This window comes from Shewanella sp. HL-SH8, from assembly GCF_051165765.1.
GTDB classification, from domain to species: Bacteria; Pseudomonadota; Gammaproteobacteria; order Enterobacterales; family Shewanellaceae; genus Shewanella; species Shewanella glacialimarina.
Genome location: NZ_CP195039.1, coordinates 1,014,103 through 1,028,818, shown reverse-complemented (window position 1 = coordinate 1,028,818; position 14,716 = coordinate 1,014,103). Strand labels below are relative to the sequence as shown.

Below are 14,716 nucleotides of genomic sequence, written 5' to 3'. Positions count from 1 at the left end.
CTTTTCTAAGTAACTGTACATTCCACGGCACTCAATCACTATATTCGGATAATCCGATCATTTTGAGAAAATTTATACAAGCGATGCTAAACCTCATAATCGCTTTGTTTTTTTGAAGATAAATAAGTTTCTTACGCAAAGTTGTTGATATATTGAAAAAAAACCCATGAAATGGACTATCAAGTTGAATGGTCTACCATAGCTGCAGCTAACTTTGGTTATAACCACTATCGTCATCGCACGTTTGTAATGGCCTATAAGAAAAACACTAAGCTTGCAGAAACGGGCGTATCTTTATTTAAGATTGTTTCAAAGTATGCGAACAGCTCACCTGGATCAAGATACCCAAAACCAATCGACATGAGTGAAGCCCAAGCGGATTATACAAGAGTGGAAGATACTCGCGCTATCAAGCTAAGAACAAAGCGCCTTAATGCCTTGGGTAACAGTGTTGTTAATGATATAGTTTTTGCCATATTAGACAGCTTGGCAAAGATTGAGCTTGGCGAACATAAAGCAAAGCTCTCAAGCATAAATCAGATAGATTTTTAGGCCGCATGTGCAGTCAAGGTATAGTGACTGATTTGAATCTTTCATTGTTTGATGAATCAAATGAGAATGAGCCAGTTAAGATAATGCCATGAAGTGAAGTAAATGCGCTTGCCACTTTAACCATAAGCGACTTAAAGGTAAGAAACTTATTGGAAGCCATTGATTATTCATTGGGTTCAGCCCTCCCTCTCCTAATAAGATATGAAGATTGGGGTTATAGGTCCCATTCCGTCCATGAGTATGGATAAACACAATACTAGCGATTTTAAGCGTATTACAGTGGAGTAAATCCTGAATTAGAGCCTCTAAACACGCATGATCCACACTCATTAACTCTGAATATAATGCCCCTTGCTGTGGATGATTATAGAAAATATTCCTGAATTCACTGGGTAACGTTAACACTACTTGTCTGTAGCTCAATCCAGGTAACAGTCGGTTAGCTATTTTTTCCATACTTTCACGTGAATAGCGCTTACCGCACTACGGGCAGGCTTTGCCTTTGCAGCTAAAGTTCACTGTATGCTCACCTTTACCACATGACAAACACTGAAACGTAGCAAAACCTGACGCCTAACTACCACAATCCATCATCTTTTAATTTCTGAATGATAATACGGTTTATTGTATCTGGGGTGTTTAATGGTAAAGCTTATCCAATGGTTAACGAAAATAGATTTAAAGCGCAATAATTTCTTTTTAATCCCTTTAAAATTCATACCGCTACACTGAATAAGCTAATGACTTGGGCATGACATTAATATCTCTGGCTTCAAAAGCCAACAATACATGACGAAAAAAGCCGGAACCTTTCTATACCAAGGCTTCCAAGAGAAAATTCCTAGGGAGAATAAAAGATCACGAATGTGATACTAGAATTTTTTAGGTTAATCTAAATTGATTTTGTACTTTGTTCTTGGTGGCATTATCTCTTCAAACTCGCAATTTAATGCATTGGCTAATTTGTATAATGTTGCTAATTTTATATTAACTAAGCCTCGTTCCATCTTGCCGTAATTGCCTCTTTCGATACCGACATACGCAGCAAATGCTTCTTGAGAGTAGCCCGCCTCCTTACGTTTTTCGCGCAACATGCCACCAAACTGCTTAATTAAATCATTCACCCTACGTTTCCCTTAGGTAAATGATTAGATTTTCATGTTGAGCGCTGAAGCACCACGCCCTATAATACCCATTATTGATTTTTAATTGATTAGGATTTACTTTGAAATTGGACCCTTTTGTTGCTCAAATCATCCTGAAAAATAATTTTGACAACTTCAGTACGAATGATGTCCGTTCAGGCTATTTAGCATTAAAAAGTGATGATGCTTTAGATCCTTCCATTATTCGAAAAAAAATATATGCCGAACTTTTAAAGCTGGTTAGGAGAGGTTGGTTAACAAAAGTGATATCAAAACCCAAAGGGCTAACCCGCTTTAAAAAAACAGTGGATTTTGACATTGAAACGATAGCACTAAAGAGCAAACCTGAGCCGACAGCCTTAATTAATAAGCTGAATAACAAGCAAGAGCAACTGCTTGGGAAGTTGAATCACTATAAAGCTGAATTGTTATTGAATATTGGCGAGTCAGAGGCATACAAAGAACTTTATTCAGAGTTCCCTGAATTAGTTGACACGATACAGCCTCAATACAATCTAGCCAGAGACAATAACACTAAGATACTAGGGAAGATTAGAGCCATTGAAGGTTTACTTAAGCAAGAAAAACCATTTGAGAAAATATGAAACTGAGACAATGGCAAAAAAGCTGTATCAATAAAGCATCAAAGCAGTACTTAAGCGGCAATAATCACTTTTTAACCTTAGCAACACCTGGAGCAGGTAAAACCTTGATGGCTTCAGAATTAGCCAATCACTTATTAAATAGTAATCTGATTGATTTAGTTATTTGTTTTTCACCTTCTTCGATAGTGTCCCAAGATTTTTGTTATAGCTTGCAATCAATAATTAATCACAGATTTGATGGTTTGCTCGGTGCTAAAGGGCACTCTATGACTTATCAAAGCTTACAGCATCTTGATGTAAGCTTTTGGGAGCTATTCACTAGATATCGAGTGTTTGTCATATTTGATGAAATCCACCACTGTGCGGGCTCTAATATTGAAAATGCAAATGCGTGGGGAGAACAAATAATATTAAACATTCAAGGTAAAGCGAAGTATACATTGGCATTAACGGGAACTCCTTGGCGCTCAGATGCTGCTCCTATCGTTCTTTCAAAATATATAAACCCTAACAACAAAATATCATGCGATTACGTTTATGGCCTTTTTGAGGCCATTACAGACGATGTTTGCCGCATCCCACAGATCATTGCCGTTGATAATAATAATATTTCAGTGATTGATCACGATGATACTAAAACGTATACCAGCTTTGGTGCTTTGCTATCTCAGTCGATTGTTTCTTACCAAGAGGTTATTGAAAACGAAAAGGTCATTAACTACATCATTTCTTCTGCCCAAAAAAAACTAGCAGCAATAAGGACAAAGAACTCTGACGCGGCAGGATTAATCGTTGCCTCGTCCATTGAGCATGCACAACAGATATCAAGGTTAATGAAAGCTAACTTTAATGAAGAAGCCGTTGTAGTTACTTACCGAGAAAATGAATCAAGTTCTATCATTCAACAATTTAGACAAGCAAGTACTAAGTGGATTATTTCAGTTGGAATGATTAGTGAAGGAACGAATATCCCTCGATTACAAGTTTGTTGTCATCTAACCAATATTAAAACAGAAATGCATTTTAGGCAGATTTTGGGCCGAATACTGAGAATGACAACCTCCAAAAATCAAGAAGCCATTTTGTACATGCCAGCAGAACCAAAGCTTTTAGAATTTGCATATCGTGTTAAGCAAGATGTGCCTTTTGAGGCTGATGTGGTTCAGTTTGAAGATATGAAAGAAAGTGATAAAAGTCATTCTAATGATGTAACTGCAGCAGAGGTTTCATTTGGTAGAGAAGGGAAAACTAGGCCTAGAATAGAACTGAAACTCCCCGAGAATGATAGCTTTACTGATCATCCAACCTTTAACGGAAAGAGTGAAACCATTGAGGAACACTTTTTAGCAACTTCATATGACAAAGTCGTTAATGTTTTCGGACGATTTAGACAAGAATCAATTGCATTGGGATTAAGTGAATTACGTTGATTTTAGCCGTCATTGTTTATTTAGATTTGTGACTAGATAGAGCAAGTCGACAGTAATACACCTGAGTTAATCAGATGATTAATGGCTTGAACAGCTAGGTCAAATGAACCCATAATTTTTGAAATTTTTAGGTGGCTTTACAGAAAAGGAAGTATCTACTTTCAACTTACCTTTTGATAAGGAAACCTAATTAATGGTGTCACCTTTTTAATAGCAGAGTGTGTCAATTTACAATTTTTGACAGAATTTATCTTTTGCCTCCTTAAAAAACTAGGCTACTAACGTACAAACCACGAAACACTAACATCATGGTGAGTAATATTGAGTTTTGATATAGGCTAGACTAACAATAAAAGTTCTCCCATCTTGATTTTGTAACTTTATCAAGCAAAGTAAACTTACACTTAAACCTATGAGGTGATAAACATGCTAGAAGTAAAAAAACACGGTGGATATCGTCAAGGGGCGGGTAGAAAAACTAAATATGAAAAAACAACGGTAATGCGAGTACCTGACAAGTATAAAGAGGTCATTAAACAGCTGATAATACACTTGGACAATACCGCTGGACTAAATCACCATTTTAATGAATCCGAATCGGAACCTGTATTTTTGCGTTCTTTACAGGATAAAAAGCAGCATATAACTTACGTTACCAAACCCTTTAAATGAGCTTTTATGCTTATGTATAGTAATCCTCTACAATACTTCTTGATAAAGTTACAAAATCAAGATGAATGGTTTTCAGTATGGCTACAATTTCTATTTTTTATATCCAATCATGTCGCCATACAATAAAGTTCGAAACTTTACCTAGCTGAAACCTTGCTGTTTACGTTACAACAGATTCATCAAGTAACATTAAAGCTTGAAACTTTCTTAGGCTTAAGCACACAGTTTAATATGAAATACAATAAAGATTGAAACTCACTTCGGGACAGAAGCGACTTAGTCACCTAACCATTTTCTGGACAGAAGTTTGTTAGATTTTTAGCTCTATTTTGTGAGTTTCGGATTAAAATTTCTATGGATTAACGCCGCGTTAAGTTGTGAGTAACGCATCACCGAACCTAAACTATTGTGTACTTAATTTAATAAAACAGCCAAGCGTTGCTAATCTGCCTTAAACGCTATGTTATGGTACATTTCAACGCACATCTAGACCAAGAGCTTTTCTCCCTGCCTCCAAAATATCTAATAGGTGCTCGGCCTTATAATTGTCATCTAGGTTTCTAGGAAAAAACTCATGGCTACGGTTTATTTTGTCGATTGAGATCATGTTAAACACCTGTTCTAAACCATCAATGATTAGTTCAATTTCTTTTATTGGTATGTTGGGCAAATCGAAGTTTAACTTGTTTATCAGATCGTTGTGCGAAATGCGTTTATTGCGGTGGGTTTTTATTTTCATAAAATTAGTAGAGATCTCTGATTGGGTTCTATCAATGATTTCTGATGCCTCCAATGAAAAAGGCTTATAGGTTGAGATAAGTGTTTTCAAGCTTAAATTGTGTTTACCACATGTTTTCTCAGGGTCTAGTAACCGAGAGATAATCAATAGCACGTGGTCATGCAACCTTAACTTAACGATATCAAATAATAAAGGATGTGAAGGAAAAAGAACTTCACGTCGACGCACTTTATGTTCATGTCCATATAGATCTAAAAACAAATACCAATGATTCTCTAGATCCCATAACTCTTTTTTAAACGCTTCAAGAATATCAAATTGACTCATAATTTCCCTATGTACCATAACATTTTATTTAGTGCGTATGTGCGTATTCCAAACTTTCCAACCAATCATGAGTAGCGTAAGTGATTAATTTTAAATGTTTTTATTTGTTATTGGTTGGATTTTGGTTCTGTGGCGGAGTAAGATTTATTCCTGCTTTAGCTTAACTATCAACAGTTCTTATTTTAGATAACTGCATTTAAAGGAATGTCATCAATAAATTTGGGGAGTGACTTGCTAAATCCGGTTTTGTGGATTCCAAAGAGGTGTAGATAAAAAATAGCTCTTAGCAGAGTTTCAGCGCAAAATTGTACCGGACAAAAGCTTAACTTCTCATTAATCGAATTACCATGCACTATTCTTGAACGAGCATTGTATAGTTCAGCAGCCATTGCAGCTTTATCCTTACAAATACCGTTGTGAGTGATATTCAAATTTCTAACTCTAATTTTGAATGTCTCAGTTGTAGTAGTTTCTCTAAAATTTACTATTGCTTCTAATGAACTCACCATTTTTTGTATCTTTAAATATGAATTTGAATCGGTAGAGGCATCACCATACCATAGCAATGAACGCTCTAAGCGATCTACAACTCTCTGTTGCTTCATGTATGGGACTAACAGCAATTCAGGTATGTTGAACGCAATCTTTATTAGGCTATTGGGTAAGTCCTTTTCGTCATTGAAGTGCTGCCAGAACTCCTCAGAATCCCCATGAAAGACAGGGAAATGATGGCTCGTATCGGTGTGTAGTGCTTCAACGCTAATACCTGACCTATGGAAATAAAAGTGATGAAAGGTTTTGTCATTAGCTGACAGTAGTGGTACAGCATTTGTGGAATATCTAGTCGCCAATAACTTTAGGATATTATAGGCCGAATCACGCGCTCTCTCTGCCAATTCTATAGAAAGGCTTCTACTGCAAGGCGTATCAACACTGACCTCAAGATAATAATTTGGTGCGAATGACCTAGAATATTTAAATTCAGACAAGACATTTTCTTTTAATTGTTCTGGTATTAGCGGTATGAGACGAATGTTCTGACTCAAGTTAAGTGTATTCTGCAAACTGAAAACAATTACTGGAAATTGATATACAAGTCTTGAAAATGTTGCTTTAAATTGCTGGATTCTGCGGTTGAAAATTTTATCAAACATCTCGTAATTGGGGTTATAAAACACACCGTCATTATCAAAGCTGTCGGCAAAGCTATTGAGGTCAGCATTAACATATTCGTAGATAATCCCCTCTAAAACACTTTTTAACTCGTAAGAGTGACAATTTAGATTATTCGGCTTTCTAACTTCTTCTGATAACGCCCTAATTTGAAGTAATGATTGGTTGGAGTGATGTAGTTGAAATACACAATGCTCATCTGTATCAAACCTATCGTTCATTTCTTTAGCAAGGTCGGCGGGAGCGTTTATGCTTAAACATAAACGGTCTATTCCAGTAAATTCTTGGTAATAGGCTTTATGATCTGTGTGCCAGAGCTTGTAACTTTTTACCAGTTCCATAAGCAAGGAGTTCAGAGTTTTCTTACCACTATTAGATAGATTCATCAGCTTGCCCCATAATAAAATACCCCTTGATAGTTGAGAGCACATACTCTTACTATCTCAAACAATGAATCAATAGGGTCGATAACGAAAGAATATTCGGTTGCGAATTGTAGTTCTGCGGGTAGTACGAGAGGCATCTTCATCTTATTTTTATGTGTAAGTTATTTATGGGGCGAAGATTATCACCGATTGTCTCTATGGAAAAACTTTGGTCGATAACAGTGCTGTTAGTATTCACTGCATTTCGGATAAGCTTTGGTAAGGCAAACACGTCTTCACAAGATGTGTGCGAGCTTTTGCACTAACACGAAAAGGGGCAAAAACAAGTTTGAGTTACAAACGTAATTTAACCTCTACAGTAGTCATATAAAGTAGCAGCCGATATTTCTTAGCCACTACTGCTAGTGATGTAAAAAAGTTATAAAATATCCGTCGGTTTGTGATTAAATTTACTTAGTTCTAAAATACACTTTATTGGAGATTGTTTGTAAAAGTGGATATTGAGACAATTATCAAATGACAAGTTTTTGATCAACTTTAATCATCTAGAGGTATTTTATCATGTTAAATTATATACCCAAGCAGTTTAAGACGGCCTGAATTTACAATTAAAATAACATTGATAGGGAATTAACTGACCTGGTCAACTGAATTCGGTCACCCTAGTTAAGTTCGTTAAGCTACTTCTTTTAACGGCTTACCCATACGTTCAAATTCATTAGGACTTTGATAATTGAGGTATGAATGCATCCGTTGGCTGTTGTACCACATCGTGATGTAATTCAAGACATCTTGTTGAGCTGCAAAGCGCGTTCGATAATTACGCCAATGAACTCGTTCCTGCTTCAAGCTACCGAAAAAGCTTTCTACTACTGCATTATCCCAGCAACAGCTTTTTTACTCATACTGCCTACAAACCTATGTAACTGCAATATCCGTCTGTATTGATGGCTGGCATATTGAACGCCTTGATCTGAGTGTATTATCAAACCCGTTTTAGGTTTACGTTGCCATATAGCCATTGTTAGCGCATCACAAACGAGCTGTGCTTTCATTCTGCTGCCCATACTCCAACCAACAACTTTACGGGAATAGAGGTCGATTACGATGGCTAAATACAGCCATCCTTCAGCAGTCCATATGTAGGTAATATCTTGAACCCACGCTTGATTGGCGCATTGAACATCGAAATTCTGTTCAAGCTCATTTTCATATATAGGCTTCTTGTGGTCGCTGTTGGTTGTTGCTTTGTACTTCTTTTTATAGCGCACCCAAACGTTTGCTTCTTTCATCAGTTGCGCTGTTTTCCTACGCCCAACAGGGTAATCAAGTGAATTCAATGCCTTTTGAACGCGCCTTTGTCCATAGGTGTTATCGCTAAACTCGGCAATACTCTTCACCCACTGCAACATCTCTTGATGCTCTGTATCAACAGGTCCCAGAGACTTTCGCTTTTGATAGCTGTAGTAATTATTGTTTTTCACACCCAACACGCGACACATTAATATCACAGGCCAGATCTTCTTATTTTGGGCAATAAACGCGTATTTTACTTCGTTTCTTTGGCAAAGAAGACCGCCGCTTTTTTTAATATTTCACGCTCCATTTCTAAGCGCTTTACTTGTGCCTTTAGCTTGCGGATCTCCTCCTGCTCAGGTGTCAGCTTGCCATTGCCTCTAAATGCATGACCATCATCATTTTCAGCTTCTTTTATCCAGCGGCCGAGTAGTTGAGGAGTCACCTCTAAACTTCTAGCGGCTTCAGCAATACTGTAATTTTGCTCTCTTACCAGTGTAATGGCATCAAGCTTGAATTCTTTTGAATAGGATTTACGTGTTTTCATTTGAATCTCCAGTTAAATCAATTATGTCTTAACTGGGTTAGTCGTATCAATTAAACCACGTCACCCTTATCTGGTTGATGCTATGTGTATTAGTTACGACCAGTGCACATGAGTTATTTTCCAACGACCATCCGTTTGTTTAATTAACACAAGCGTTTCCATGGTAATTGAGTCAATACTTTTACCTTTATATTCACCTTGGGCGTGACTTATTGACGTTGAAATAGCTATGTCACCTGTAATCGTTATTTGGTGTTCTTTTGGCGTTATGGTTAACCCTTTTAAGTAGGCCATATCCGCAAGCATGTGATGATTGGCATACTCCGTAAGTGAACGTTCTACTTTTCCACCTTCATAAATTTGCACATTGGCTGCTAATGACTGCCTAACAATAGCCTCATTGCCCGTTTGTAATGCAGCATGAAATTGTTTGACAACATTACCCGCGGCGGAATCAACACCGATAAACGCTTTTTGTTCTATGGGGTGAGTTTCATCACCATGGGCAAAGCTCAATGAGCTTTGTCCTGCGGACATCAGTAATATCCCGGTGGTTATGAGTATTGCTAAAGGGCTATTTTTCATTTTTATCTCTCTGTTAATTTATAGTGATTATCCAAGGCTCATAGGACCTAGCACGCTCGAAAGTACCGCTGTTGTCGCTAATATCAGTACTGCTATTAATGCTTCTAATCCAATCGATTTTTGTAGTTTTTGTTTTGCGAGTGATGGGTTTTCAATCGTTAATTTAGGCACTAAAACAAATTTATGCCATGCTGCTATAAGCAAAATGATGGCCACTAAACTCAACTTGATAGTGACTGCAATACCATAATTGGTACTGATTAATTCAGTGGGACTATCAAACAACATCCATATCATTCCCATGCCTGAAAGCAACACTAGAATGACAATCACTATGCCTAAACGACCAAATGTATCCATGACATTTTTTATGACGTGGTTATCATAGACCTTGTCATCACTGTGGTCATCGTTGCTACATAATTTCCATAATGGATAAAAAGCGCCTATCCAACTGCCAATGATTAACACATGTATCAATATTAAGCCCTGAGCAAGTAATCCCAGTTCAGTGCTATGACCAATAAAAGTAAACGTGACAGCAATTAACAGACTGCTGATAATGGCTAATACCGCGGACAACTTTTTGATATAGCGGTTCTTATGTAACAGTAAACCACTAGCCACTAGCATTAACCCAAAACCGATTAAGCGCCAAAGCACCGTTTGCCCTACCTGGGTTGGCCAAAGAAAAGCATGCATCTGCGCATCGAATATTCCCATCAAGCCACTTTCAGCAAAAGCCCCTACTTGAGCAAAATAATTGATACTAACGGCAATCAACCCCAACACGGCACCTAGGCCGGTATATTTTGCAACGCTAATGCTCAGATTAAGTTGACCCTTAATGAGGTATTGCATCAATGTGCCGCCAATAACGGCGGCAACACTCAGATAGATAACCCATTTAGATATCAACACCGATATTTCAAATACGGTTAATATCATGTTTACTCATCCACTTATTGATGTGCAGTGTGCTCGCTAGTCTCATGTTCCATTGTCATAGGCGGTGCACTGCGAGTGTTCATGCCAGAGTCGTGAAGCATAAAGCTCATGTTGCCTTTCATCTTATGACCGTCGTCACCCATGATCATCCAGTTAACTGTGTAATTAGCTGCGCTTAATGCTGGTAGAGCGAATGAAAATGCTGCTTGGCTGGTCGCACTTGAAGGTAATGTTAGCGGTACGCTTTGCTGCTTCTCATCTTGCATTGTTAATTTGACCAAACGTACCGGAGCCGTAAAGGTCAGTTCAAGCGTTGTTGGGGCTTGACTTAGCATGGCACCGTTAGCGGGCATAGAACTGCCCAATCCGACATGAGCAAATGCTGAAGCACTCAGGAATAGACTTGTTACGACTAAAACGTTGTTAAATAATTTCATGATATTTCCTTTTATATTGTTTTTAACGATCGAAAAACGGTTTACATAAATGATTAAATATTGGCTTAGCTAACATCTTGGCGCCAAGCTTATAACTCAGTGTACGAACGAGGACTTAGAACCACGCTCTAAAACCAATAACAAACTGGGTTTCTTGTGTATCTTCCCCTTCACTTCGAGCGTAATCGGCAGTATTACCGAGCTTCTGACGCCAATCCACACCGATATAGGGTGCGAACTCTCGAACAATCTCATATCTCAATCGCAGCCCTGCACTGACGTCAGATAAGCCTGAGCCTATTCCAAGTTCAGCATCGTCCTTACCAAATAAATTAACTTCTACTTCGGGTGTTAATATCAATTTTTGAGTGATTAACAGTTCATATTCCGCACTCAAACGCATAGCCGTACGGCCTTGTTCACCTATGAATAAAGCCGCGTCAATATCAAAAAAATATGGCGCTAACCCTTGAACCCCAATCACAGCCCAATTACGCTTCGGCGTCGGTTTGATATCGGTTTTAATACCGAATTGTACATCCCAGTATGGTGCGATGGGCTTACTGTAAAGAGCCTGAATTTCAAGATCTTGCTTATCACTATTTGAATATTCACCTTCGGTTTTAAGCCACAACTTATTCAAATCGTAACCTAACCAGGCTTGTGCACTAAACTGGGTAGGATCTTGCGGATCCACGCCTTTTTCAAATTGATCCAGCATGACTTTTGTTAATAGAGGGTCATCATTACCGCCGGCAAACACAGCTGAGCTAGTCAATGTGGCGCTCAGACTCAACAGTCCCAAGGCCATTAAATTCGTTTTATTCATCTGTATTCCCCTTATTTCACCACGACTTTTCTGAACATGCCTGGCATGTGGAATAACAAGTGGCAATGATATGCCCATTGCCCTTTGGCATCGGCGGTGACTAAGTAACTGATCTTAGAGCCCGGCTGAACTAATACCGTGTGCTTACGGGGAATAAAATCAGCATCGCCTGTCTCTAACTCACTCCACATACCATGCAAATGCATAGGGTGAGTCATCATAGTGTCGTTCACTAAGGTGATCCGCAGTCTTTCTCCGTATTCAAACTCTAATGGCGCGGCGTCCATAAATTTCACCCCATTCACAGACCACATATATCGGTTCATATTGCCGGTTAAATGCAGTTGAATTTCGCGGCTAGGTTGGCGTGTGTCATAGGTAGGATGTAAGCCTTTAATATCGCCATAGGTTAATACTTTGCGATTGAATTGTTGTTGATGGTCACGCAATCCAATCCCAGGATCGTGTAAGCCACTTTTTGGGGCATCTGCACGCATATCCACTTGTGGGCCGAACTCGGTGTCAATGTGTTTAATTTCATTGTTACTGCCAAAGCCTGCAAGCCCTAGTCCTGAGACTGTCGCTTTCGTAGCGTCCATGGCCATTTTGCTGTGATCCATGCCTGACATATCACCGCCACTCATAGCCATCTTGCTGTGATCCATGCCAGGCATATCACCGCCGCCCATAGTCATTTTGCTATGATCCATGCCAGGCATATCACCGCCGCCCATAGCCATCTTGCTGTGGTCCATGCTTGGCATATCGCCAGCGCCCATAGCCATCTTGCTATGATCCATGCCTGACATATCACCGCCACCCATGTCCATTTTGCTATGATCCATACCACTCATATCCATGCCCATATCACTGTGGCCAAGGACAGGCCTTGGATCCATTGGAGGAATAGGAGCATGTAAACTGGCATCTGAGGTAAGATTACCTACCGTAAAGCCGGTGCGGTCGATACTCTGAGCAAAAATACAATAGGCATTATCAACCTCTGGCTCAATAATCACATCGTAGGTTTCGGCGACGCCTATTCGAAATTCATCCACAGATACAGGTTGAATGTTCTGACCATCACTGGCGACAACACTCATCTTAAGGCCCGGTATACGCACATCAAATATGGTCATAGCAGAACTATTAATGAAGCGTAAGCGCACCTTCTCATCTTGTTTAAACAACCCTTGCCAGCCCTGTTGCGGAGGATTGCCATTCATTAAATAGGTGTAAGTTGAACCCGTAACATCAGATATGTCTCTGTCACTCATGCGCGCGTTATTCCACATCGAACGAGCGTTCCACGTATTGGCTAAGCCATTTTTATTCACGTCAGAGAAAAAATCCATTACCGTACGCTCACGGTAATTATAGTAGTCGGCTTGCTTCTTTAATTTGGCATAAATGTTTTCAGGGGCTTCGTCAGACCAATCAGACAGCATGATCACATAGTCACGGTCATATATAACCGGATCGGGGGTCGCTGGATCAATCACAATAGCGCCGAATAAACCGGTTTGTTCTTGATAGCCTGAATGACTGTGATACCAATATGTGCCACTTTGCTGGACGGTAAATTGATACTCAAATGTTTCACCGGGTTTAATGCCATCAAAGCTAAAGCCAGGCACACCGTCCATTTCGGTGGGTAAAATAATACCGTGCCAGTGAATAGAACTATCATGGTCGAGATTGTTTTTCACTCTTAAGGTGACTGTTTCACCTTCTTTCCAACGTAATAACGGCGCGGGCAGTAATTGGTTGACCACAGTGGCCCGAGCAGATTTTCCGGTAAAATTAACCATTTTATAGTCAATTGATAAGTCGAACACTTTGCCAGAAAGCTGGCTCAATGATTGGCTTAACGCATTGGCAAATGCATTTTTAGGGAAAGGGATCGACATCAATGCCAACATGGCAGATGCACCAAACACAAACCGGCGTCGGCTGTTGTTGGGTTCACTGTGGGTCGTTTGAATCATGGTTTTTGTCATATATTGAGATTTCATTGTACAGACTCCTCAAGAGAATTTACTTGGGCGTAAACCTGGCTACTGCCATCTTTTTTCAACAGTAATACTTGGTATGGCATAAATTTATCTTGGTACTCCATACCAGGGCTACCCACAGGCATAGCAGGTACAGTTAGACCGATAGCATCTTTAGGCGGTGTTGCTAAAAAACGACTAATGAATTTTGCAGGGATATGCCCTTCAAACACATAACCTTGAGATGACACTGCGGTATGACAAGATTGCATTGAAGCAGGAATACCCTTTGACTGTTTAAACTCATAAAGGTTGTTAATATTGTGGGCATCAACATTAAATCCACGCTCACTAATATGAGTAAGCCATTTCTCACAACAGCCACAATTGGCATCTTTATAAACAGTGAGTAATGGCGCAGTAGTGCCGGGCTGTACAGCATGGGCAGGAAACATCACCCCCATAATTTGTAGAATAAAAACACTACCTATGACACGAAAAAAACGAATAGAATTGCGATATAAAGCAGACATAACATGCCTCCAAATCAAATTTCGTCACATTAAACAACGCGGTTTAATGTCAGTTTATTAACCGAAAAAGTTAAAAAATTGAAACTACATGATTGGCTAGGACAGTTAGCAAAAAACGGGCATAACTGTGCCTATGTTAGGCGAATATGGGAGGACGGTATAAAGAAGAACGATACTGAGGCATAAGTGCTGAGGTAAACATTGTTGCAGCATTAAATAGACTGACTTCTGATTTAAGCGTTGGCATTGCCATCGTTAAACCTACAGATAAACATGAACCGACAGGACAATGGCACGCTTGGGCACAGCAACTATCATCCGCACCATCGTTCATATCTATGTTCATATTCATTTGCATACTAGCGTCATGACATGCTTTGCCATTTTCAGCAGGCATATTTGAAGTCGTCATTGAACTCATTGGCATAGTACCAGGCATAATCACAGACGCAAAAGTTTGACCGACAAACGTCAGTAAAACAAACATCATGATTAAATGGACTCTACGCAAAATATAT

The 14,716-nt window shown here is 39.2% G+C and carries 14 protein-coding genes and 1 pseudogene; 4 read left to right on the top strand and 11 right to left on the bottom strand.

All coding sequences use genetic code 11. The annotated features are described in order from the left end of the window. Window positions 1–171 precede the first annotated feature (171 nt). Window positions 172–552, top strand: coding sequence for a DNA cytosine methyltransferase (locus ACRWQN_RS04665; RefSeq protein ID WP_434939938.1), 381 nt, complete (start codon window positions 172–174; stop codon window positions 550–552). A gap of 887 nt (window positions 553–1,439) precedes the next feature. Here the strand turns inward: ACRWQN_RS04665 and ACRWQN_RS04660 are convergent. Further along, complete coding sequence (locus ACRWQN_RS04660; protein ID WP_434939937.1) at window positions 1,440–1,676, bottom strand: helix-turn-helix domain-containing protein; 237 nt, start codon at window positions 1,674–1,676, stop codon at window positions 1,440–1,442. 101 nt (window positions 1,677–1,777) lie between these two features. Here ACRWQN_RS04660 and ACRWQN_RS04655 point away from each other — a divergent pair, with 101 nt between their 5' ends. From ACRWQN_RS04655 to ACRWQN_RS04645, 3 genes are all read left to right on the top strand, one after another. After that, a complete protein-coding gene (locus ACRWQN_RS04655; RefSeq protein ID WP_434939936.1) occupies window positions 1,778–2,302 on the top strand; it encodes a hypothetical protein in 525 nt (174 codons plus the stop codon). Then, window positions 2,299–3,732, top strand: coding sequence for a DEAD/DEAH box helicase (locus ACRWQN_RS04650; RefSeq protein ID WP_434939935.1), 1,434 nt, complete (start codon window positions 2,299–2,301; stop codon window positions 3,730–3,732). Before ACRWQN_RS04655 ends, ACRWQN_RS04650 begins: the two co-directional genes overlap by 4 nt. Window positions 3,733–4,158: 426 nt before the next feature. Further along, window positions 4,159–4,404, top strand: coding sequence for a hypothetical protein (locus ACRWQN_RS04645; RefSeq protein WP_434939934.1), 246 nt, complete (start codon window positions 4,159–4,161; stop codon window positions 4,402–4,404). A gap of 475 nt (window positions 4,405–4,879) precedes the next feature. Here the strand turns inward: ACRWQN_RS04645 and ACRWQN_RS04640 are convergent, their stop codons facing one another. The 10 genes and pseudogenes from ACRWQN_RS04640 to ACRWQN_RS04595 form a co-directional block, all read right to left on the bottom strand. Next, window positions 4,880–5,470, bottom strand: coding sequence for a hypothetical protein (locus ACRWQN_RS04640; RefSeq protein WP_434939933.1), 591 nt, complete (start codon window positions 5,468–5,470; stop codon window positions 4,880–4,882). A 182-nt stretch (window positions 5,471–5,652) separates the two neighbouring features. Further along, window positions 5,653–7,029 (bottom strand): hypothetical protein, encoded by a 1,377-nt coding sequence (locus ACRWQN_RS04635; protein WP_434939932.1) that lies wholly within the window; start codon window positions 7,027–7,029, stop codon window positions 5,653–5,655. Between the two features lie 675 nt (window positions 7,030–7,704). After that, window positions 7,705–8,872: pseudogene (locus ACRWQN_RS04630) on the bottom strand (IS3 family transposase). Between the two features lie 93 nt (window positions 8,873–8,965). Then, window positions 8,966–9,457: a YybH family protein gene (locus ACRWQN_RS04625; RefSeq protein WP_434939931.1), complete on the bottom strand. Its 492-nt coding sequence runs from the start codon at window positions 9,455–9,457 to the stop codon at window positions 8,966–8,968. A gap of 27 nt (window positions 9,458–9,484) precedes the next feature. After that, window positions 9,485–10,405, bottom strand: coding sequence for a copper resistance D family protein (locus tag ACRWQN_RS04620; protein ID WP_434939930.1), 921 nt, complete (start codon window positions 10,403–10,405; stop codon window positions 9,485–9,487). 14 nt (window positions 10,406–10,419) lie between these two features. Then, on the bottom strand, window positions 10,420–10,842 hold the full coding sequence (locus ACRWQN_RS04615) for a copper resistance CopC family protein (RefSeq protein WP_124018400.1): 423 nt from the start codon (window positions 10,840–10,842) through the stop codon (window positions 10,420–10,422). Between the two features lie 115 nt (window positions 10,843–10,957). After that, window positions 10,958–11,671 (bottom strand): copper resistance protein B, encoded by a 714-nt coding sequence (locus tag ACRWQN_RS04610; RefSeq protein WP_434939929.1) that lies wholly within the window; start codon window positions 11,669–11,671, stop codon window positions 10,958–10,960. An 11-nt stretch (window positions 11,672–11,682) separates the two neighbouring features. Further along, on the bottom strand, window positions 11,683–13,686 hold the full coding sequence (locus ACRWQN_RS04605; RefSeq protein WP_434939928.1) for a copper resistance system multicopper oxidase: 2,004 nt from the start codon (window positions 13,684–13,686) through the stop codon (window positions 11,683–11,685). Beyond that, on the bottom strand, window positions 13,683–14,198 hold the full coding sequence (locus ACRWQN_RS04600) for a DUF411 domain-containing protein (RefSeq protein ID WP_434939927.1): 516 nt from the start codon (window positions 14,196–14,198) through the stop codon (window positions 13,683–13,685). Before ACRWQN_RS04600 ends, ACRWQN_RS04605 begins: the two co-directional genes overlap by 4 nt. A 136-nt stretch (window positions 14,199–14,334) precedes the next feature. After that, window positions 14,335–14,709 carry a hypothetical protein gene (locus tag ACRWQN_RS04595; protein ID WP_434939926.1) on the bottom strand — a complete coding sequence of 125 codons (375 nt, stop codon included), beginning with the start codon at window positions 14,707–14,709 and terminating at the stop codon, window positions 14,335–14,337. Window positions 14,710–14,716: the final 7 nt, after the last annotated feature.